The following is a 22,310-nucleotide window of genomic DNA, read 5'->3' on the forward strand; positions in this document are numbered from 1 at the left end:
TATACGATTAAATATAAAACATGTATCCGTCTAAATCTTCACTTGTATCTACATATTCCGCTAAATATTTCAATGTTGTATTATCTAAAACATCTCTCACTGCATCTCTCATGCGAATCCATAGTTGTTTTTGCGCAGGTGGTTCTGATTCAATACTTTCAACAAATGTAATTGGACCTTCTAACAGTCTTATAATATCCCCTGCTGAGATTTCTTCCGCTGGTACTCTTAATTGGTATCCACCTTTAGCACCGCGTACACTTCGAATTAACCCCGCATTTCTTAAAGGACCTACAAGCTGTTCTAAATATAAATCACTCAAATTATTTTCTTCAGCAATTGACTTTAATGATATACATCCTTGCCCCTCTTTTTTAGCAAGAGAAATCATCAATGTAAGTCCATATCTCCCTTTAGTAGAAATTTTCATTGTATAACCTCACTTAATTCGAATATTGATATTCCCATTTTAGCATTTTTTGAGTTAAGATAGTATAAGAAAGGTGTGACAAATGTGAGTACAGAACCATTAGCATCGAGAATGCGCCCAAAAAATATAGATGAAATCATTTCCCAACAACATTTAGTTGGACCAAGAGGCATTATCAGAAGAATGGTTGATACAAAAAAATTAACTTCAATGATTTTTTATGGTCCACCTGGTATAGGCAAAACAAGTATTGCCAAAGCAATTTCGGGCAGTACGCAATATAAATTCAGACAATTGAATGCTGTAACTAACACTAAAAAAGATATGCAACTTGTTGTTGAAGAAGCTAAAATGTCTGGTCAAGTTATCTTGTTATTAGATGAAATACATCGACTAGATAAAGCTAAACAAGACTTTTTATTACCTCATTTAGAAAATGGCAAAATCGTCTTGATCGGTGCTACAACTTCAAATCCTTATCATGCTATCAATCCAGCGATTCGTTCAAGAGCGCAAATTTTTGAGTTATATCCTTTAAATGATGAAGATGTGCGCCAAGCGTTAACTCGTGCAATAGAAGATGAAGAGAATGGTTTAAAAACATATCAACCCAAAATTGATGAAGATGCCATGACCTACTTTTCTACACAAAGTCAAGGTGATGTTCGTAGTGCGTTAAATGCATTGGAATTAGCTGTATTAAGCGCAGATAATGACAAAGACGGTTATCGACATGTTACATTGCAAGATGCTAAAGACTGTTTACAAAAAGGTGCATTTGTAAGTGATAAGGATGGTGACATGCATTACGATGTTATGAGCGCTTTCCAAAAATCTATCCGTGGTAGCGACGTCAATGCCGCTTTACATTATTTAGCACGATTAATTGAAGCTGGAGATTTACCTACAATAGTTCGACGATTACTTGTAATTAGCTATGAGGATATAGGCTTAGCCTCACCTAATGCTGGTCAGAGAACACTTGCTGCTATTGAATCAGCAGAACGTCTAGGTTTACCAGAAGCTAGAATACCACTAAGCCAAGCAGTAATCGAACTATGCTTATCACCTAAGTCAAATTCAGCAATGAGTGCCATTGATAGTGCATTGTCCGATATTAGAAACGGTCATGTGGGCCAAATTCCAAACCATTTAAAAGATGGACATTATCAAGGTGCTAAAGATCTAGGCCGATCTATTGGTTACAAATATCCACACCAATATGTTAATGGCTATGTTTCACAGCAATATTTACCTGATAAACTAAAAAGCAAAATTTATTATGAACCAAAAACGACATCTAAAAGTGAACAACAACTCAAAGAAATATATAACAACTTACTTAAACAAAGGCCGTAAAAATAAGATTAAATCGATTACCTTTGATATTTTAGCTATAATCAAATCAAAACTGACTAGTACACAAGGCATATTCTACTATGCTTGCGAACTAGTCAGTTTTAGTTTTATGGTGTGGTTACACTTGCCTTACGTTGAAAGTTATCCCTTTCAAAATTAATTATTGCCCTTTGTCTTTAATGCGACGAACTGGAATATCTTTTAATACGTCATTCACTACATAACTTGCACAAATTAATCCAACAACACTTGGCACAAAGGCATTTGAAGAAGGTGGCATTTGTCCTTTTCGATTGATAGCATTTTTATCTCCAACTATATCTTTTACATCTTCTCTTATGACAATTGGACTTTCATCTGAAAATACAACTGGAATCCCTTTACGAATCCCTAGTTTTTTTAATTTTTGACGAATAATTTTGGCCATTGGATCGGTATGTGTTTTAGAGATATCTGAAATTGTAAAACGTGTTGGATCTGTTTTATTTGCAGCACCCATACTGGAAATCACTTTAATCCCTCGGTCAAGACACTCTTTCATTAAGTGTACTTTGTACATTATTGTATCACTTGCATCTACAAAATAATCTATATCGTAATTATCGAAAATTTCTTCATATGTCTCTTCTGTATAAAACATATGTAAAGGCGTGACTTTACAATCTGGATTAATTAATTTAATACGTTCTTCCATCAAAGAAACTTTACTTTGTCCTACCGTTGTAGTTAAAGCGTGTAATTGTCTGTTTACATTTGTAATATCAACATCATCTTTATCTATTAATATAATATGACCAATATTCGTTCTTGCTAATGCTTCAGCAGCAAATGAACCAACACCTCCAACGCCAAGTATGACAACTGTTTGTTGCTTCAATAAATCTAAACCTTGTTGTCCAATCGCTAGTTCATTTCTTGAAAATTGATGTTTCATTATTTTACCTCTTTCACTGATTTATACATAAGTACATAGTAACTTAAAATTTTATATTTAGCATTATTGCTTTGATTATTTTTCCAAAATTCAACGAAGAAACAATTATTAAACGCTATTAAACCCAACTAATTCTTTATTAAAAACTTAAAGAAAAGCATAAAAATACGCAAGACAAAGTCTTGCGTATCGATAGAGTCCGTATTGCCGTAGTTATAATAGCTTGATCATTCGGCCTGTTATATACAGGTGGGTGCCCTGTTTCTTGTTTTGTACGTCCTTCATATAAGGCGTGTACGCTGCAAGAAAACCCATTGGGCTCCCTTGATCAAAGAGTGTTAGGCCCAAATTAAAAAGCAAACTTACGAACAACTCAGATGACTATCTTATGATGTTATATTACCACATAATTAAAATTAATGAAATTATAACAAACCAAAGTTTATTGATTTTTTTAAATTTAGTGACGAATTCGCAAAGAAAGTTCTTCTAATTGTTTATCAGAAACTTCACCAGGCGCATTCGTTAATAAACATGTAGCAGATGCTGTTTTAGGGAATGCAATTGTATCTCTCAAGTTTGTTCTATTAGTCAATAACATGACTAATCGGTCTAATCCTAATGCAATACCGCCATGAGGTGGCGCACCATATTTAAATGCATCTAGTAAGAAGCCGAATTGTTCCTGCGCTTGTTCTTTAGTAAATCCAAGAACTTCGAACATTTTTTCTTGTAACTCACCATCATGAATTCTGATTGAACCGCCACCTAATTCATAACCATTTAATACTATGTCATAAGCATTTGCCTCAGCTTCTTCTGGCGCAGTGCCAAGCTTAGCAATATCAGCTTCTTTTGGAGATGTAAATGGATGATGTGCTGCAACGTAACGTTTCGCATCTTCATCATATTCTAATAATGGCCAATCTGTCACCCATAAGAAGTTTAATTTTGTTTCATCGATTAAACCTAATTCTTTAGCTAATTTGACACGTAATGCACCTAAACTTTGTGCAACGACATTTGGTTTGTCTGCAACAAACATTACTAAGTCACCAGCTTCAGCACCAGTTAATGTAAGCAATGTTTCAACATTTTCTGTTTCAAGGAAACGTCCAATTGGACCTGTCAAACCATCTTCCACAACTTTAACCCACGCTAATCCTTTAGCACCATAGATGTTTACAAATTCTGTTAAAGCATCCATATCTTTACGTGTATATTGTTCAGCTGCACCTTTAGCGACAATTGCTTTAATTTCACCATCATTTTCAACAGTATCTTTAAATACTTTAAAGTCCATATCACGTCCTAATTGAGAAACGTCAATTAATTCCATTTCAAAACGCGTATCTGGTTTATCAGAACCATAGCGACGCATCGCTTCTTTATATGTCATGCGTGGGAACGCGCCATTAATTTCAACGCCTTTAACTTCTTTAACAACTTTTTTAAGCATTTCTTCACCCATTTGCATCACATCTTCTTGATCTACAAAACTCATTTCAATATCGACTTGTGTGAATTCAGGTTGACGATCTGCACGTAAATCTTCGTCACGGAAGCATTTTACGATTTGGTAGTATTTGTCAAATCCGCTAATCATCAATAGTTGCTTAAATAATTGTGGCGATTGTGGTAATGCATAAAATTCACCATCATGGACACGAGATGGTACTAAATAGTCACGTGCACCCTCAGGTGTTGACTTCGTTAGTACTGGTGTTTCGATGTCAAAGAACCCTTCATCATCCAAATATTGACGAATAGAACGTGTAATTTGATGTCTCATTTTAAATGTTTGCGCTAACTCTTGACGACGTAAATCTAAATAACGGTATTTTAATCGAATATTTTCATCAACGTTAACATTTTCTTCATTTATAGAAAATGGTGGTGTCTCAGATTTATTAATCACTTTAATATTTGTAACTTGTACTTCAACTTGGCCAGTTTTAATTTTAGGATTAACTGTTTCAGGGTCACGCTTCGTAACTGTCCCTTGAACTTCTACAACATATTCAGAACGTACTGTTTCAGCAATTTTCAATGCCTCTTCTGAAAATGCAGGATTAAACACGACTTGTACAATTCCTTCTCTATCTCTTAAATCAACGAAAATCAATCCACCTAAGTCACGACGATTGTTAACCCATCCTTTTAATGTAATTTCTTGTCCTAAAAATGCTTCAGTAACTAATCCACAATAAGTTGTTCTCTTACTCATATTTTAACGCCCTCTCTACTTCTTAAAATATTCGACTAATGCGTCTAATTCAATTGTTTCAGATTCACCAGTTGTCATATTTTTAACATCGATTTTATTATTTTCTAATTCTTGATCACCAATAACGATTGTAAACTTGGCACCTAAACGGTCTGCTTGTTTCATTTGTCCTTTAATTTTACGCTGTAAGTAGTCTTTATCTGCTTTAATACCATTATGTCTCAAATGATTTAATAACTTCACAGCATATCGATCTGCTTGATCACCCATTGTAACAATGAATAAATCTAAGTTTTCTTCAATATCTAATTCGATACCTTCTTCTTCAAGTGCAAGCAATAATCGTTCTATACTTAGCGCAAAACCAATACCTGTTTCGCTTGGACCATCTAGCAATTCTAATAAACCATTATAACGGCCACCACCACAAAGAGTTGTAATGGCACCATCATAGTTAGGGTTATCCATCATTAATTCAAATGCTGTATGTGTATAATAATCCAATCCACGAACTAAGTTAGGATCTTCAATATATGGAATACCTAAATCATCTAAATAAGCTTTTACTTGTTCATAATATGCCTTAGATTCCTCATTTAAGAAATCAGTGATTCTAGGTGCAGTCTTAATCGCTTCTTTATCACGGTCTACTTTACAATCCAAAATTCGCATCGGATTTGTATGCAAACGTGATTGACAATCTGAACAAAATTCATGAATTACTGGTTCAAAGTGTTTCACTAACGCTTCGTTATATTCTTTTCGAGACGCCATATCCCCTACACTATTAATAACAAGCTTTAAATGTTTTAATCCAAATGATTGATAAATATGCATAACCATAGCTAATACTTCTGCATCTACGCTAGGATTTTCAGCACCAATAGCTTCTACACCAAATTGATTAAATTGACGATAGCGCCCTTTTTGCTTACGTTCATATCTAAACATCGGTCCATTGTAATAAAGTTTAATTGGTTGGTTTGGATTACCTTGCATTTTATGTTCAATATATGAACGCACAACTGCAGCTGTTCCCTCAGGTCTTAATGTAATACTTCTATCGCCTTTATCTTTAAATGTATACATTTCTTTTTGTACGACATCGGTTGAATCACCAACACCTCTTGCAAAAAGATCTGTACTTTCAAAAATTGGTGTTCTTATTTCTTTATAATTATAAAATGTCATTAATTCATCTAATTGATTTTCAATGTAACGCCATTTCTTTGAATCTTCAGGTAAAATATCCTGCGTCCCTCTAGGTATTTTAATCATTTTGACATCTCCCTCGGCAAACTATTTTATTTAATTACCTTTTTAAAACTAAAACTATATACGACCACTTAACTTTGCACGATAAATCATAATTTTAAAAGCAAAAGAAAAAGCCCTTGCACAGCCTGAAACTGCACAAGGGACGAATATCCGTGTTGCCACCCTCATTGGTTTAAAAAACATGCCTAATTGTAATCATCATTACTTTTTATAAGCGTGCATTTAATAAACCCACTCAAAACGTTTAACGTACGTTTAACGGCTTTACTTTTCATAAAGCACCTCTTCTTGTGTTCAATGTATATAAACTACTCAGCATAATCTTTCAGTCTATGGATTATATTCCTACACAATCTTAGTTAGATTGCTACCTATTTCATTTACCATTTCAAGAATACAAACGGTTTTAGTTATAAAATTCAATATCAATGATAACTACTTTCACATATTTTTGCAAGCCCTACGCAGAAAAATAAATTTTAAGGCCATCAACAATTGCTTGTTCTAAAATTTGTCTATGTAATTGATCTTTAATCATCGTTTCATCAGTTGGGTTACTAATATAACCTAATTCTAATAAAACAGCAGGAACTTTTGTTTGTCTTAACACTTGATAATTTTCTTGTCTTGAACCGCGATTAGAAAGTAGACCTTTCTTCTGAATCGTAGCGTCTAACGTATCTGCTAAAGCTCTTTGATTATCATGATACCAATAAACTGTCATTCCATTTGCATTAGATGATTCTAATGCATCATTATGTATACTCAAATAGGCATCGCCTTTGATATCACGATTTTCTAGTGAAACATATGTATCGTCTGTTCTTGTCATCTTAACAGTTGCGCCTTCTTTTTCTAAAGTGCGCTGCAATTCTTTTGCTGTTTTCAACGTATAATCTTTTTCTAAGCTTTTATATTTAGTATTGCTTGAAGCACCCTGGTCACTACCTCCATGACCAGGATCAAGCACTATTGTTTTACCTTGCAAAGGATTTTTCTCCTTTGTATTATCCGCGACAATATCTAAATTTGTGTGCCATCCAGCTATCCAACCTTTTTCATTACTGGATGTATCTTCAACTTCAATCCATTTACCTACTTTACCAATCTTTTTAAAATGGTCACCTTTCTCAACTTTGTAAATGACTGGATACGCAGCGTTTGGACCTGTACGTAATTCAGCATTTTCAGTTATCGTAATGTTCCCACTATCTTCACTATTGCTATTCAGCAATAAAAATAAAAAGATGATAAATAAGACAAAGGCAATCACTACTATTAGAGTACGTTTATTTTTAAGACCCTTTTTAGATAACCATGCCTCTATTTTTTTCATTGAATTTTGCCGTCCTGACTTTCATAAATAATAGTGACTGGACCATCATTATTTATGTTAACATTCATGTGTGTTCCAAATTCACCTGTTTTCACAGTAAGACCATACGCTCGTAGCGCATCATTAAAATACTCATATATTTTTACTGCTTGATCAGGATTTTTAGAACTTGAGAAACCTGGACGGTTACCTTTTTTTACATCTGCATAGAGAGTAAATTGTGAAACTGATAGTATTTCACCATTCATTTGTTGGATATTAAAGTTTAATTTATTATTGTCATCTTCAAATAATCTTGCATTAGCAATTTTCTTTGCAATTACATCTGCATCTTGCTCTGTAGAGTCCTGACCGATACCGACTAATAAACAATATCCTTTTTTGATTTGATTATTTAATGTATCATTCGTCACCGATGCTTCTTTAACTCTTTGTACAACTACTTTCATATTTTGCACCTCTAGTTCCAAACTCTTGTTACTGTATAAACATCACCAAGTTGTTTGATCTTTTCTACCACACGATAAACATCATTCACGTTTTTCACCATGACACTAATATTTATTATTGCATTTTTATCAATATCTGAACGTCCTGAAACTTTAATTAAATTGCCGGCTGTCGAGCTAACAGCTTGTAGGACTTCATTCAACAAACCATTTCGGTCATACGCAGTTACCTCTAAATCAACCTGATATTTTTGAGTTGCGTCTTTTGATTTTACCCATTCAACATTAATTAGTCGTTCAGTTTCGTTCTTAATATTTGGGCAATCAGTGCGATGTACTTTAATACCGTGACCTTTGGTGATATAACCTACAATATCATCACCTGGTATAGGATTACAACATTTTGACAACTTGATAAGCACATTTTCTAAACCTTCTACATAGACACCACTATCAGTAATGATGTTGTCTTTAATAGGCAATGATTTCGTAACTTCTTGTGCTTCATTTAAAGCACGTTGCTTATCTAAAATACGTTGTCTTTCAGTTAATTTATTAACAATCTGTAAGGATGTCACGCCGCCAAATCCTACAGCTGCGAATAAATCATCTTCATTTGCAAAGTTATATTTTTCATTAACAACCTGAATATTTTTCTCTGTCAAAATATCTTCGACTCTAAATCCTTGCTCTTTTATTTCAGCTTCAACCATCATTCGGCCTTTTTCAATATTAGATGAACGATCTTGTTTTTTGAAGAAACTTTTAATTTTACCTTTGGCACTAGATGATTTAACAATTTTTAACCAATCACGACTTGGTCCATATGAATGTTTACTAGTACGTATTTCAACAATATCGCCTGTTTGTAAAATATAGTCAATTGGTACAATTTTGCCATTCACCTTGGCACCAATCATCTTATTACCGACTTCACTGTGAATCGCATAAGCAAAATCAATCGGCACAGCACCATATGGCAACTCAATAACATCACTCGCTGGGGTAAATGCGTATACTTTGTCACTCTGTAAGTCATATTTTAAGGTTTCCATAAATTCTTGAGCGTCAGACGATGTATGATCCGCTTCAGCTAATTCTTTTAACCAATTTAACTTATTTTGATAAGTTTGATCTTTTTCACTTACTTTTTTACCTTCTTTGTAAGCCCAGTGTGCTGCAACACCATGTTCAGCAATTTCGTGCATATCAAACGTTCGTATTTGGATTTCGAGCGGGTCTCCATTTGGACCTACTACTGTGGTATGCAATGACTGATACAAATTTTGTTTAGGCATTGCAATATAATCTTTAAAACGTCCTGGCATCGGTTTCCATAACGTATGCACCAATCCAAGTATCGCATAACAATCATTAATAGAATTGACAATAACACGTATCGCCAACAAATCAAAAATTTGATCAAATTGCTTTTTCTGCTTCATCATTTTCCGATAAATACTGTAAATATGTTTAGGTCTACCATTTATATCGCCTTCGATATTCATTCGGTCCATTTCAGTACGTATTCTATCAATAGCCGTTTCGATATACGCTTCACGTTCACTACGTTTCTTCTTCATTAAATTGACTATTCTAAAATATTGTACATTATCAATATAACGAAGAGCCGTATCTTCTAGTTCCCATTTGATTGTATTAATACCAAGACGATGTGCTAAAGGTGCATAAATTTCTAATGTTTCTCGAGAAATTCTAATTTGTTTTTCACGCGGCATGGCTTTCAAGGTACGCATATTATGTAATCTGTCTGCTAATTTCACCAAAATTACGCGTACATCTTTGGCAATCGCAATAAATAACTTGCGATGATTTTCAGCTTGCTGTTCTTCTTTTGAGCGGTATTTTACTTTTTTAAGTTTCGTCACACCATCAACAATTCGAGCAACTTCTTCATTGAACATTTCTTTTACATCTTCAAATGTATACGGTGTATCTTCAATTACATCATGCAAAAAACCTGCGACAATCGTCGGTCCGTCTAATCGCATTTCTGTTAAAATACCTGCAACTTGTATAGGATGCATAATGTATGGTAATCCGTTTTTTCGGAACTGACCTTTATGTGCTTCATAAGCAATATGATAGCTTTTTAAAACATACTCATATTCATCTGCTGACAAATATGATTTTGCTTTGTGAAGAACTTCGTCTGCACTATATGGATATTCGTTGTTCATTATATGATACACCCCATTCATATTTATTACTTCGCCTTAAACAATGATTTAGGTACTCTTGTTGAATAGTATTTGTCCCACACCAATCATACGTCCGTCGACGATAAATATTTATCCTGTCGTCATTAATCGTAATATTAATTTTACTTGAGCGAGTTTAATTTGTATACTATTCCTACTTTTAAAACTTTTACAAAAATTCGACCTAAATCTACTGTTTCATTTTTTAAATATTAGTTCTATGATACTACAATTTATGAAATAAATAAACGATGTTATTAAGGTATAATGCTCAATCATCTAACATTTTCAGTAAATAAAAAATCCTAACATCTCATGTTAAGAAAACTTAAACAACTTTTTTAATTAAGTCATTCGTTCTTATACATTTGATGAAGGATTTCATTTGATAAAATTATATTATTTTTTATTCGTCGTATGAGATTAAACTCATAACATCGTAATCTTTAATTTTTTCAATACCATTTAAATATTTCAATTCAATTATAAATGCAATACCTACTACGATACCGCCTAATTTTTCGACTAATTTTATTGCTGCTTCAATCGTACCACCAGTAGCTAATAAATCATCTGTAATTAACACACGTTGACCTGGTTTAATTGCATCTTTGTGCATTGTTAAAACATTTGTACCATATTCTAGGTCATACTCATAACGAATGACTTCACGAGGTAATTTCCCTTCTTTTCTAACAGGTGCAAAGCCAATCCCCATTGAATAAGCTACTGGACAGCCAATGATAAAGCCACGCGCTTCAGGTCCTACAACGATATCAACATCTCTGTCTTTTGCGTATTCTACAATTTTATCTGTTGCATAGCCATATGCTTCACCATTATCCATAATTGTAGTAATATCCTTGAAACTAACACCTGGTTTCGGCCAATCTTGAACTTCTGATACGTATTGCTTTAAATCCATTAATATTTCCTCCTAAATTGCTCACGACAATTGTGACTTTATCCAATTTTTTATTTCTGAAAAATCTTGATATAATAATTGCTTTTCAACATCCATACGTTGTTGTCTTAATTGATACACTTTGCTGGAATCAATCGATCTTTTATCAGGTTGTTGATTGATTCGAATTAAACCATCTTCTTGTGTTACAAAATTTAAGTCTAAGAAAACTTTCAATATGAATTTAAGTGTATCTGGTTTCACACTTAAATGTTGACACAATAACATACCCTCTTTCTGGATATTTGTTTCTTGTTTAGTTATTAATGCTTTATAGCACTTTTTAAAAACATCCATATTAGGTATACCATCGAAGTAAATCGAATGATTATGTTGTAAAACTATATAAAGTTGAGAAAATTGCAGTTGTTGCAGGGAATTAGACAAATCTTCCATTGACGTTGGTAAATCTCTTAATACTACTTTATCAGTTTGTTGTTTAATTTCTTCACCATAATAATATTCATTCGCATTTACTTTATCACTTTTAGGATGAATAAGCACGACAATATTTTTATCATTTTCTGTAAAAGGTAAACTTTTTCGCTTACTTCTATAATCTAATATTTGCTGTTCGTTCATCGCAATATCTTGAATAATTAATTGCGGTGATTGATTACCATTCCATTCGTTGATTTGAACAGAACCTAATATATTAATTGGTTGTTCATCTTGTAACTCAGGTTCTAAGTGTCCATTTTGCCAAAATAGTGCGGCGATATTACTTTCACCAAGTGTCAATTTTAGATGATTTTTTTGTTGACCTATCGCCTTAACTGAAGAAACTGATAAATCATCCATTTCAAAAATAGGTCTAGAAAAATCTGTTCCGAAGGGTCTTAAACGATTCATATCACGAATATTTTTAATCGTTATATCATTTTCTGTTAATAATACATCTACTGGCTTTACGGGATCTAACGAAGTTGTTTCAGATAATTCTTTCATCCATTTATTTAAACCTTCAGCTAACGATTCTATATTTTCAATATCCATCGTCATACCTGCAGCCATATGATGGCCGCCAAATTTAGCGATTAACTCTTGGTGTGCTGATAGTATTTCAAACATCGACACTTGATCAATTGATCTGGCGGAACCTTTTGCATGATTTTGCTCCCTATCAATATTTAAAATTAATGTTGGCAAAGCAAACGTTTCGACAATTTTCGAAGCAACAATACCTAAGACACCTTCATGCCAATTTTCTTTTGCTAAAAGTAAAAATAAATCTCCATTTTTAACTTTCATTTCTGCCATTGCCATTGCTTCTTCTGTGATAGTTGCTACAATATCTTTTCTTTCACGGTTAAAATGTTCAACTTGTTCTGCTAAAAATGCAGCTTCTTCTTCGTCGTCAGTCATCAACAATTCGCAAGCTAATGATGCGTCATCTAAACGACCTACAGCATTAAGTCTAGGTCCAATAATAAAACCAATTGTTTCTTCATCAATATTGTCATTGTATCCCGCTTCTTTTAGCAATGCTTTAACAGAGGTCGGACATTGATCATTTAAGACTTTTAATCCTTGTTTCACTAATGATCGATTTTCATCAGTTAAGGATACTAAATCCGCAATGGTACCTATCGCAACTAATGCTTTAAAATAGTCAGGTACATTTTCAATCAATGCTTGTGCTAATTTGTACGCAACTCCTGCACCACACAATTGTTGGAACGGATAATTAAACGATGGATGCATTGGATGTACGATTGCATATGCTTCTGGTAATGTACTACCAATTTCATGATGATCAGTTACAATGACATCAACTCCTAAATCTTGAACCATTTTAATTTCATTATGACCTTGTATGCCATTATCAACAGTTATGATTAATGTTATGCCTTCATCATGAGCATTTCTAAATGCTAGTTCGTTTGGTCCATATCCTTCGGTAAAGCGGTTAGGAATATGCCATCCTACTTGTGCACCTAAAAGTTGTAATGTTGTCACTAAAATTGTAGTTGAGGTAACACCGTCGGCATCGTAATCACCATAAACTAGGATTTTCTCATCATTCGCTATCGCTCTTTTAATTCTTTCAATAGTCTTTGTCATATCGCTCAATTGCAATGAATCATGATTGATATCTGTATCTGAAATGATGGATTCAATTGCTTGTTCATCAATAATCGATTTACTTTCTAATATTTTTTTTACGATTGGCGTTAACTTTAATTTTGATGTTAATTCATCACTTATGTATTCAGTTGGTTTAATTAATTTCCACTTATACTTCGGTTTAATCATATATATTTACGCCTCATTTCCAAAAGACATTATATCTAAAATTACTTTAAATAAAAAGCACTTATCTAAATAATCAAGACTTTAATTATACCATTTTTTAAAAATGAATGCGGGAACTTATTTATATATATTTTGTTAAATTTAAACAAAGTAAAAAGCGGTATGTGAACTCTTTATTGTTTCACATACCGCTTAATTCATTTTAAACTAAAATCTTTTCATCGTTCGATTTCTTTTCTTTATATACAACTAATTTGTGTTTCGGCGATTTTTTCAACTGACGTTTTTTCATCAGTCCCCATAGCGGAACGGCAATGAAGATTGAAGAGAATACACCAGAAATCAATCCGATAAATAATGCTAAAGTAAAGTTGAATATCGTAGGAGCACCGAAGAATAGTATAGCAACTACTACTACAATAACTGTTAATACTGTATTAATTGAACGTGTCATTGTCTGTCTAATTGATCTATTAACAATATCATCAATTTGTTCTGTTGTCGTAATCACTTTAACCTTTTGTAAGTTTTCACGTACACGGTCAAACGTTACGATTGTATCATTAATTGAATAACCGACAATTGTTAATACAGCGGCGATAAATGTTAAATCTACTTCAATTCTAAATAAACTGAAAATCGCTACTATAATGAATACATCATGTAATAATGCCAATACAGATGAAAGACCCATGCGCCATTCAAATCGTAATGATACATAGATGATGATACCTATCGATGCATAGATTAATGCAAGCATTGCATTTTTTGCTAATTCCTGTCCAATAATTGGTGATACAGTGTTAATTTGAGGTGTGTCACCGAATTTCGATTTAATATTATCACTCAATTTATTATCTTGAGCACGCGTTAAATCGTCTTTAAATTGAACAGTTGCTACTTTATTATCTTTACCATTGATTTGAATTTGATCTGCTTTAAGTCCACTATCTTTTACAACTTGCTCAACCTTTTGTTGAGTAATTGCTTGTTTAGATTGGAAATCTACACGTGTACCACTTGAGAAATCAATTCCTAGGTTTAACTTGAAGATATAAAGAATAACTAAACCGACAACTACAATTAAAATACTTACTCCAATTAATGGCTTAGCTAATTTAACAAAATTCCATTTCTCGAATGAAGTTTTAAGATCATGAACATCTACACCTTCATTAATATCATGTCGTTTATTCTTTTTAACACCAAATAACCAAAATTGATTTTTGAATATATTTGATGAAACAAGTAATGATAATAAGAATCTTGATAAGAACACGGCTGTAACAAAGATCATTAGAATACCTAATAATAACATTGTCGCGAAACCTTTAACTGAACTTTCACCGAAGAAGAATAATACTGCTGCGGCGATAACTGTTGTTAAGTTAGAATCAAAAATTGTTAAGAACGAACTTTTGTTTGCTTTAGTAAAGGCTTGCTTTATCGTTCTACCTATTCGAAGTTCATCCTTAATACGCTCATACATGATAATATTGGCATCTACAGCCATACCTACACCTAATACCAACGCCGCTAATCCTGGTAAAGTTAGAACCCCAGAAATGAAATTAAACGCTACTAACGTTAGATAGATATAAGTTGTCAATGCAATAATCGCTACTAAACCAGGTAAGCGGTAGAATCCAAGCATGAATAAATAAATTAATGCTACACCAATAAACGATGCAAACACAGTTTTATCTAATGCATCTTGACCAAATTGGGCACCTACTGAGTTTGAATAAATTTCTTTCAAGTCAACTGGTAAAGAACCTGCATTTAACAATTCGGCGATTTGTTTTGCTTTTTTAACGCCTTCTTGTCCTTTAAATCCACCAGAGATTTCTACGCTATCAGAATTGATTGGTTGATCAACACTTGCTGCAGAAATAAATTTAGGGTTTTTCTTTTGTGCTTCTTTTTTATAGCTGTCACCTTTTTTGAAATCTAACCAAACAACCATGACATTATCACGTTTCTTAGAGATTTCTTCCGTTACTTTTTTAAATTTGTTTTTGTCTTTTACTTTAAAAGTAACTGTAGGCTGGTTTGTTTCCTGTTTAAATTCTTGTTTGGCAGATCCCTGTTTAATATCAGAACCGCTTAATTTTACTTTATCTTCTGCATCGCGAATTGTTAAATTAGCTTGAGAAGATAAAATTTTACGTGCTTCATTCTGGTCTGTTACACCAGCAAGTTGAACTCTAATTCTATTAGGTTCTTCAACTTGAATTTTAGGTTCGGAAACACCTAAAACGTTAACACGATTTTCTAATGTTTGCGCTGTTGATTGTAAGGCTTTTTTATCTATTTTGTCGCCTTTATTTAAAGGATCGACTTGATAAAGCACCTCAAATCCACCTTGCAAATCAAGTCCTAAATTGACATTCTTTATAACACTTTTATAAGTTGCAGCCATTCCGGCAAACAACAATACGACTAAAAGCAAGAACGCAATTATTCTACTACTTTTCTTCACATGAACACCTCATTATTTACGTATGTATTTAGAATACTTGAATACTATTTTATAACGCAAGTTAAATCTTTCTTACAAAATTTATTAGCCTTATACATATTAACATACTAGAGCAGGGAGTAAAAATAGTCATAGATATATTTAATTTAAATTTAACAATTATTATGTATCACAATTTCTTTTTTTGGAATAAAAATAAGCTATTCTACATACTACTTATAACTTAAAAAGGATGAAACGCTATTCGTTTCATCCTTTTTAATACCACTTCTTGTTATGAAGGGTCAACTTGTTTAATAGCAGGTTTTTCGAAAGTTAATTCAGTACCATGACCATTAACTGTAATAACAACAGTTGTTTCATCTACTGCTTTAACAGTACCTTTAATACCACCAATAGTTGTAATTCTTTGACCAGATTGAATGTTATTAATCAACTCACGATGCTGTTTCGCACGTTTTTGTTGTGGTCTGATCATCAAGAAATACATAACCGCAAAAATTACGACTATATATATTAGTAATGAAAATTGCATTTTATACGCTCCTCTTGCTTAAAAGTTTTTTGGGTTCTCAACATTTAATCCATATTGCTCGAAGAATTCTTCTTTGAAATCTAAAAGACGATCTTCTCGAATGGCTTGTCTTATATCTTCCATTAATTTTAGCAGAAAATGTAAATTATGAATAGTAGTAAGACGAATACCAAAAGTTTCCTCTGCCTTGATTAAATGACGTATATACGCTCTTGAGTAGTTTTGACATGTATAACAGTCACAATTCTCATCTAACGGTCTTAAATCATCTGCAAATTTTGCATTTTTAATAACTAAACGACCTTGCGATGTCATACAAGTACCATTTCTGGCAATACGTGTCGGTAAGACACAATCAAACATATCCATGCCGCGAATACTACATTCGATTAACGCATCTGGAGATCCTACACCCATTAAATATCTTGGTTTATCTTTAGGCATAAACTGCTCTGTATGTTCAACCATTTTATACATAACCGGTTTAGGTTCACCAACTGACAAACCGCCGATTGCATAACCAGGAAAATCTAATTCTACTAAATCCTTTGCACTTTGTTCTCTTAAATCTTCATATTCGCCACCTTGTATAATGCCGAACAATGCTTGATCTTCAGGTCTTTGGTGTGCATCTAGACATCTTTTCGCCCAACGTGTTGTACGTTCAATAGATTTTTTTACATAATCATATTCAGCAGGCATCGGTGGACATTCATCAAATGCCATCATAATATCAGAACCTAAATCATTTTGAATTTGCATTGATTTCTCAGGACTCAAAAATAATTTAGACCCATTAGTATGATGTCTAAATTCCACGCCTTCTTCTGTAATTTTACGTAAATTACTTAAACTAAACACTTGGAAACCGCCTGAATCTGTTAGAATCGGACCATCCCAATTCATGAATTTATGTAATCCCCCAGCGTGTTTGATAATATCATTTCCGGGTTGTAACCACAAATGATATGTGTTGCCCAAAATGATTTTTGCTTCAATTTGTCTTAACTCTTCTGGACTCATTGTTTTAACGGTTGCTTTAGTACCAACTGGCATAAACATAGGTGTTTCAAATGAACCGTGTGGTGTGTGCACGATACCTAAACGCGCACCTGATTGTTTACAAGTTTTAATGTGTTCGTATGTTACTGCAGGCATATTCAAAATCCTCACATTCTTTTTATATAATTAACATTGCATCGCCAAAACTAAAGAATCTATATTCTAAATTTACTGCCGTTTTATAAGCATTCAGAACATTTTCACGAGTACTAAACGCTGATACTAGCATAACTAATGTTGATTTTGGTAAATGAAAATTAGTAATCTGGCCATCAATTGCTTTAAAATCAAATCCTGGATAAATAAATATATTAGTCCAGCCACTCGTTTCAACAAATTTATCATGATCGCGTCGAATTGTTTCAAGTGTACGTGTTGAAGTTGTACCAACTGATATAATACGATGTCCTTTGGACTTAGTATCATTTAATAAATCAGCTGTTTCTTGTGCCATTTGATAATATTCACTATGCATTTCGTGGTCATTCACATCGTCGACGCTCACCGGTCTAAACGTACCTAATCCAACATGTAATGTAACAAATGCGATATTAACACCTTTATTTTTAATTTCAGTTAATAACTCATCAGTAAAATGTAATCCTGCTGTTGGTGCTGCCGCTGAACCACTTTCTTTAGCGTAAACTGTTTGATAACGATCTGGATCATCTAAACGTTCTTTGATGTATGGTGGCAGTGGCATTTCCCCTAATTCATCTAATCTTTCTTGTAAAATACCTTCATAATGTAAACGCATGATGCGTCCACCTTGATCCATTTCTTTTATGCATTCAGCTATAATTTTGCCATTACCAAAATTCAATTTATTACCAACTTTAATACGCTTAGCTGGTTTCAGTAAGACTTCCCAATCATTACCTTCAATTTGAGTTAGCATTAACATTTCAACTTTTGCACCAGTTTCTTCTTTCAAACCAAAAAGTCTAGCTGGCATTACTCGCGTATCGTTAAGCACTAATGTATCACCAGGTCTAAAATACTCAATGATATCTTTGAAATGTAAATGTTTCATTTCACCAGTTTCTCTATCCATGACTAATAAACGACTATGATCACGATCTTTTAAAGGCGTTTGAGCAATTAATGATTCTGGTAAGTCATAGTCAAATTCTTCAATATTCACGTTATTCTCTCTCCTCATTCGACTTTGCAAAATGTTCATAAGCTAATGGTGTTGCTTTTCTGCCACGTGGCGTACGTTCTAAAAAGCCTTTCTGAATAAGAAATGGCTCATAAACGTCCTCAATTGTAATACGTTCTTCGCCAATTGTTACGGCAATCGTATCTAAACCAACAGGTCCACCATTATACTGCTTAATAATACAGTTCATCATTTTATGATCAATGTAATCTAGTCCGTGTTGATCAACTTGAAGTAAACCTAATGCGTGCTTTGTTGTTTCAATGTATATTTGTTCATCTTCATTCACTTGCTGGAAGTCTCTTACCCGTTTCAATAGTCGATTTGCTACTCTTGGAGTCCCTCTAGAACGTTTAGCAAGTTCAATGGCACTTTCTTCATCAATTCCTGTGCCTAAAACCTCAGCTGTTCTAATAATGATTTCTTTTAAATCTGATTCATTATAATATTCTAATCTTAAGTGCACACCAAATCGATCCCTTAGTGGACCTGTTAAGCTACCAGCTCGCGTTGTTGCACCTACCAAAGTGAATGGAGGTAAGTCGATTCGGATACTTCTAGCCTCATCGCCTTTACCAATGATAATATCTAAAAAGAAATCTTCCATTGCAGGGTATAACACTTCTTCAACAACACTACTCAGTCTGTGTATTTCATCAATAAACAAAACATCTCCAGGTTGAAGCCCTGATAAAATTGCAGCCAAATCACCAGGTCTTTCTAATGAAGGCCCTGATACTGTACGTATATTAACTTCCATTTCATTGGCAATGATATTAGATAATGTTGTCTTACCTAATCCGGGGGGGCCAAAAAGCAATACATGATCTAATGGTTCATGACGAAGTTTAGCCGCTTTAATAAATACTTCTAAATTACTTTTTATTGAATTTTGACCAATATATTGTCGTAATCTCGTAGGTCTAAGCGACAATTCGAAATCAGTTTCTTCACTATGCATTGATTGATCAACCATACGCTCATTCATGACAACACTTCCCCTATTAATCTATTTAAAATTAAGATACAACTAATTGAAGACCTGCCTTAACAGCTTCATCAACTGAGTCATATTTATTTTTATTTAACGTTTTCTCAACTTTTGCAAGCTCTCGTTTAGAATAACCTAATGCTTCTAACGCTAACATTGCTTCTTGCACGAATTGATCTTGCACCGTCGATGTAGCGTCTACTTGTAATAATGAATCGCTATCTTCTTCAGTGATTTTCACTTTACCTTTTAAATCTAAGACAATCTGTCTTGCCGTTTTCTTACCAATTCCTGGGAATTTAGTTAAATACGTATCATTTTCATTTTCAATGGCACGTTTTACTTCATTAGGCGTACTTGTCGCTAAAATAGCTAAAGCTGATTTCGGACCAATACCAGTAACTTTAATTAAACTCAAGAACATATCTTTCTCTTCTTCACTACTAAATCCATACAATAATTGTGCATCTTCACGAACAATTAAAGATGTATGTATTAAAACTTCATGATCTAGATGCTTTTGAAAACGATAAGAATTTGGTGTTTGAATTTCATAACCAACACCAGCAGTTTCAACAACTACGTGTGTAGGATATAAATGTGTTAACTTACCTTTGACATACGCGTACATTATAGGCACATCCTTACATACTCATACTAATTAATTCTACTTTTGATACATAATCTAAATTTCTCAAAGCGCCAATAACATCTTCTACTGAAGTTTCTTTAGATTTAGCATTCAGTGATAATGTTATTGTTGCTTTTTCTTCCATTGGAATACTTTGATGAATCGTTAATACAGATAGTTCTAACTTTGATATAACATCTAGTACACGTGCCAACATACCCACAATATCAGTTACATATAAAATTAATGTAAATTCTCGATGGTCAAGCATTTTATCGTCTACTGGAAATATCGTTTCTCTATATTTATAAAAAGCACTTCTAGATAGATCAAACTGTTTAACGGCATCATAAATGGACAATGTCGGATCACTTTTTAAGGCATCTTTAATCTTCAATGTTTTAACCACGGATTCAGGCAAGACATCTTCTCTAATTAAATAAAACTTTTTATAATCTTTATTGTCCATCATGTTACGCTCCTATTCAACGAATTCAAATTCTCCGCCAAGAATTCTAACGATATCACCATTTTTACAACCACGTTCTCTAAGCGCATCATCAATACCCATCGAACGCATTTGACGAGCAAATCGACGTACTGCTGGATCACTGTTAAAGTCAGTCATTTTAAACATTCTTTCAATAGCATTACCACTTACCACATAAGCACCATCATCATCTCTTGAAATTGTAAATTTATCTTGTGACGGTGTATGTTTATATAATACTCGGTTAATGCCAACCGACTCCTCTTCTTCAACTGTGAAGTCAACATCTTTATATTCTTCTAATTTATCTGCTATTGCATATAATAATTGATCAATATTATCACGCGTTATTGTTGAAACTGGAATAACTGGCACATCTTCGCCAATTTCTTCTTTAAATAAGATTAAATTATCTTGTGATTCAGGTAAATCCATCTTGTTAGCTACTACGATTTGAGGTCTATCTTCTAAACGTTGCTCGTACGCGGCTAATTCTTGATTAATGACTTTATAATCTTCAATAGGTTCTCTACCTTCAGAACCACTCATATCAATCATGTGAACAATAACTTTTGTTCTCTCTACATGTCTTAAAAATTGATGTCCTAATCCAACGCCATCAGATGCACCTTCAATTAAACCTGGTAAATCTGCCATAACAAAACTTCGTTGATCAGGTGTTGAAACAACACCTAGATTTGGTTTAATCGTTGTAAAATGATATGCCCCAATTTTAGGCTTAGCTTTTGAAACGATAGATAATAAAGTCGATTTACCCACACTAGGGAAGCCTACTAATCCTACATCAGCTAATAATTTCAATTCTAAAGATACATCTAATTCCTCACCTGGTTCACCTTTTTCACTGAAGTCAGGTGCAGGGTTTCTAGGCGTTGCAAAACGTGAATTACCTCGTCCACCTCGACCGCCCTTCGCTACTACAGCTCTTTGACCATCTTCAACAAGATCTGCTAACACTTCGTCTGTTTCAACATTTTTAATAATTGTGCCAGGTGGAACTTTTAATACTAAATCTTCCGCATTTTTACCATGCATATTACTACTTTGGCCATTTTCACCTTTGCTTGCTTTAAAATGACGTTGATACCTAAAATCTAATAACGTTCTTAAACCTTCATCCACTTCAAATACGACTGAAGCACCTTTACCACCGTCACCGCCAGCTGGTCCACCAAATGGTACATATTTTTCTCTTCTGTATGCGGTAATACCATTACCACCATCACCGGCTTTAAGAGATATTTTGACTTGATCGACAAACATATATCTCACCTCTTTTACATATAATTTTCATTTTCCCAATAATTATAGCATATTAGAGCCCCTTATATTGTAAATAATTAGGGGNNTTATGCAGTTGCTTTTAAGTTTACTTTACTCAAATTGCTGAAATTTCCGAGTACCAAATATGATACTTTTTTGCTTTTTATACTGCAACTGTATTCCTTAGCCCCTTATAATGTAAATAATTAGGGGCTCTT

Annotated in this window: 19 protein-coding genes and 1 other RNA gene; 1 reads left to right on the forward strand and 19 read right to left on the reverse strand. The window is 33.5% G+C overall.

Annotated elements, in window-relative coordinates:
• Nucleotides 1-7 precede the first annotated feature (7 nt).
• Complete coding sequence (cymR, locus tag JV528_RS01980) at nt 8-430, reverse strand: cysteine metabolism transcriptional regulator CymR (RefSeq protein ID WP_000704122.1); 423 nt, start codon at nt 428-430, stop codon at nt 8-10.
• An 84-nt stretch (nt 431-514) separates the two neighbouring features.
• On the opposite strand from cymR, the gene JV528_RS01985 reads away from it, so the two are divergent.
• A complete protein-coding gene (locus JV528_RS01985) occupies nt 515-1,789 on the forward strand; it encodes a replication-associated recombination protein A (RefSeq protein WP_000102742.1) in 1,275 nt (424 codons plus the stop codon).
• Nucleotides 1,790-1,949: 160 nt separating this feature from the next.
• Here JV528_RS01985 and JV528_RS01990 read toward each other — a convergent pair whose 3' ends face one another.
• From JV528_RS01990 to obgE, 18 genes are all read right to left on the reverse strand, one after another.
• Nucleotides 1,950-2,723: a tRNA threonylcarbamoyladenosine dehydratase gene (locus JV528_RS01990; RefSeq protein WP_000682646.1), complete on the reverse strand. Its 774-nt coding sequence runs from the start codon at nt 2,721-2,723 to the stop codon at nt 1,950-1,952.
• Complete coding sequence (locus JV528_RS01995; protein ID WP_041204300.1) at nt 2,723-2,851, reverse strand: hypothetical protein; 129 nt, start codon at nt 2,849-2,851, stop codon at nt 2,723-2,725. The genes JV528_RS01990 and JV528_RS01995 overlap by 1 nt, the downstream gene beginning before the upstream one ends.
• Before the next feature lie 64 nt (nt 2,852-2,915).
• Nucleotides 2,916-3,106: non-coding RNA, 6S RNA (gene ssrS / locus JV528_RS02000), on the reverse strand.
• A gap of 77 nt (nt 3,107-3,183) precedes the next feature.
• Nucleotides 3,184-4,950: an aspartate--tRNA ligase gene (gene aspS / locus JV528_RS02005; protein WP_000044802.1), complete on the reverse strand. Its 1,767-nt coding sequence runs from the start codon at nt 4,948-4,950 to the stop codon at nt 3,184-3,186.
• 15 nt (nt 4,951-4,965) lie between these two features.
• The gene (hisS, locus tag JV528_RS02010) at nt 4,966-6,228 is read right to left on the reverse strand and encodes a histidine--tRNA ligase (protein WP_000590826.1); all 1,263 of its coding nucleotides are present in this window, start codon (nt 6,226-6,228) and stop codon (nt 4,966-4,968) included.
• 460 nt (nt 6,229-6,688) lie between these two features.
• Nucleotides 6,689-7,564 carry an N-acetylmuramoyl-L-alanine amidase family protein gene (locus JV528_RS02015; protein ID WP_000717800.1) on the reverse strand — a complete coding sequence of 292 codons (876 nt, stop codon included), beginning with the start codon at nt 7,562-7,564 and terminating at the stop codon, nt 6,689-6,691.
• On the reverse strand, nt 7,561-8,013 hold the full coding sequence (gene dtd / locus JV528_RS02020; protein ID WP_000869980.1) for a D-aminoacyl-tRNA deacylase: 453 nt from the start codon (nt 8,011-8,013) through the stop codon (nt 7,561-7,563). The genes JV528_RS02015 and dtd overlap by 4 nt, the downstream gene beginning before the upstream one ends.
• Before the next feature lie 11 nt (nt 8,014-8,024).
• Entirely contained in the window at nt 8,025-10,214 is a 2,190-nt protein-coding gene (locus tag JV528_RS02025; RefSeq protein ID WP_001058583.1) for a RelA/SpoT family protein, read from the reverse strand.
• A 427-nt stretch (nt 10,215-10,641) separates the two neighbouring features.
• The gene (locus tag JV528_RS02030) at nt 10,642-11,160 is read right to left on the reverse strand and encodes an adenine phosphoribosyltransferase (RefSeq protein ID WP_000364542.1); all 519 of its coding nucleotides are present in this window, start codon (nt 11,158-11,160) and stop codon (nt 10,642-10,644) included.
• A 21-nt stretch (nt 11,161-11,181) separates the two neighbouring features.
• The gene (gene recJ / locus JV528_RS02035; RefSeq protein WP_000594981.1) at nt 11,182-13,455 is read right to left on the reverse strand and encodes a single-stranded-DNA-specific exonuclease RecJ; all 2,274 of its coding nucleotides are present in this window, start codon (nt 13,453-13,455) and stop codon (nt 11,182-11,184) included.
• A gap of 202 nt (nt 13,456-13,657) precedes the next feature.
• Complete coding sequence (secDF, locus tag JV528_RS02040; protein WP_204177159.1) at nt 13,658-15,937, reverse strand: protein translocase subunit SecDF; 2,280 nt, start codon at nt 15,935-15,937, stop codon at nt 13,658-13,660.
• 274 nt (nt 15,938-16,211) lie between these two features.
• A complete protein-coding gene (yajC, locus tag JV528_RS02045; protein WP_001160682.1) occupies nt 16,212-16,472 on the reverse strand; it encodes a preprotein translocase subunit YajC in 261 nt (86 codons plus the stop codon).
• An 18-nt stretch (nt 16,473-16,490) separates the two neighbouring features.
• The gene (gene tgt, locus JV528_RS02050; RefSeq protein WP_001112045.1) at nt 16,491-17,630 is read right to left on the reverse strand and encodes a tRNA guanosine(34) transglycosylase Tgt; all 1,140 of its coding nucleotides are present in this window, start codon (nt 17,628-17,630) and stop codon (nt 16,491-16,493) included.
• Between the two features lie 22 nt (nt 17,631-17,652).
• Complete coding sequence (gene queA, locus JV528_RS02055) at nt 17,653-18,678, reverse strand: tRNA preQ1(34) S-adenosylmethionine ribosyltransferase-isomerase QueA (protein WP_001019175.1); 1,026 nt, start codon at nt 18,676-18,678, stop codon at nt 17,653-17,655.
• A gap of 1 nt (nt 18,679) precedes the next feature.
• A complete protein-coding gene (gene ruvB / locus JV528_RS02060) occupies nt 18,680-19,684 on the reverse strand; it encodes a Holliday junction branch migration DNA helicase RuvB (RefSeq protein WP_001005767.1) in 1,005 nt (334 codons plus the stop codon).
• Between the two features lie 31 nt (nt 19,685-19,715).
• Entirely contained in the window at nt 19,716-20,318 is a 603-nt protein-coding gene (ruvA, locus tag JV528_RS02065) for a Holliday junction branch migration protein RuvA (RefSeq protein WP_000271547.1), read from the reverse strand.
• Nucleotides 20,319-20,331: 13 nt separating this feature from the next.
• A complete protein-coding gene (locus JV528_RS02070) occupies nt 20,332-20,787 on the reverse strand; it encodes an ACT domain-containing protein (protein WP_000368902.1) in 456 nt (151 codons plus the stop codon).
• A 12-nt stretch (nt 20,788-20,799) separates the two neighbouring features.
• Complete coding sequence (gene obgE / locus JV528_RS02075) at nt 20,800-22,092, reverse strand: GTPase ObgE (RefSeq protein WP_000496098.1); 1,293 nt, start codon at nt 22,090-22,092, stop codon at nt 20,800-20,802.
• Between the last annotated feature and the right edge of the window lie 218 nt (nt 22,093-22,310).

The sequence above is a fragment of the Staphylococcus sp. GDB20D11A genome, assembly GCF_016893255.1.
In the GTDB taxonomy this organism is placed as follows: domain Bacteria; phylum Bacillota; class Bacilli; order Staphylococcales; family Staphylococcaceae; genus Staphylococcus; species Staphylococcus aureus.

Bases quoted from the DNA above. Each gene is read 5' to 3' on its own strand.
- JV528_RS02070 (WP_000368902.1), bottom strand. From the start codon at position 20,787: ATGGACAATAAAGATTATAAAAAGTTTTATTTAATTAGAGAAGATGTC.
- ruvA (WP_000271547.1), bottom strand. From the start codon at position 20,318: ATGTACGCGTATGTCAAAGGTAAGTTAACACATTTATATCCTACACAC.
- obgE (WP_000496098.1), bottom strand. From the start codon at position 22,092: ATGTTTGTCGATCAAGTCAAAATATCTCTTAAAGCCGGTGATGGTGGT.
- JV528_RS01990 (WP_000682646.1), bottom strand. From the start codon at position 2,723: ATGAAACATCAATTTTCAAGAAATGAACTAGCGATTGGACAACAAGGT.
- hisS (WP_000590826.1), bottom strand. From the start codon at position 6,228: ATGATTAAAATACCTAGAGGGACGCAGGATATTTTACCTGAAGATTCA.
- JV528_RS02015 (WP_000717800.1), bottom strand. From the start codon at position 7,564: ATGAAAAAAATAGAGGCATGGTTATCTAAAAAGGGTCTTAAAAATAAA.
- yajC (WP_001160682.1), bottom strand. From the start codon at position 16,472: ATGCAATTTTCATTACTAATATATATAGTCGTAATTTTTGCGGTTATG.
- JV528_RS02030 (WP_000364542.1), bottom strand. From the start codon at position 11,160: ATGGATTTAAAGCAATACGTATCAGAAGTTCAAGATTGGCCGAAACCA.
- aspS (WP_000044802.1), bottom strand. From the start codon at position 4,950: ATGAGTAAGAGAACAACTTATTGTGGATTAGTTACTGAAGCATTTTTA.
- tgt (WP_001112045.1), bottom strand. From the start codon at position 17,630: ATGCCTGCAGTAACATACGAACACATTAAAACTTGTAAACAATCAGGT.
- cymR (WP_000704122.1), bottom strand. From the start codon at position 430: ATGAAAATTTCTACTAAAGGGAGATATGGACTTACATTGATGATTTCT.
- ruvB (WP_001005767.1), bottom strand. From the start codon at position 19,684: ATGAATGAGCGTATGGTTGATCAATCAATGCATAGTGAAGAAACTGAT.
- dtd (WP_000869980.1), bottom strand. From the start codon at position 8,013: ATGAAAGTAGTTGTACAAAGAGTTAAAGAAGCATCGGTGACGAATGAT.
- JV528_RS02025 (WP_001058583.1), bottom strand. From the start codon at position 10,214: ATGAACAACGAATATCCATATAGTGCAGACGAAGTTCTTCACAAAGCA.
- recJ (WP_000594981.1), bottom strand. From the start codon at position 13,455: ATGATTAAACCGAAGTATAAGTGGAAATTAATTAAACCAACTGAATAC.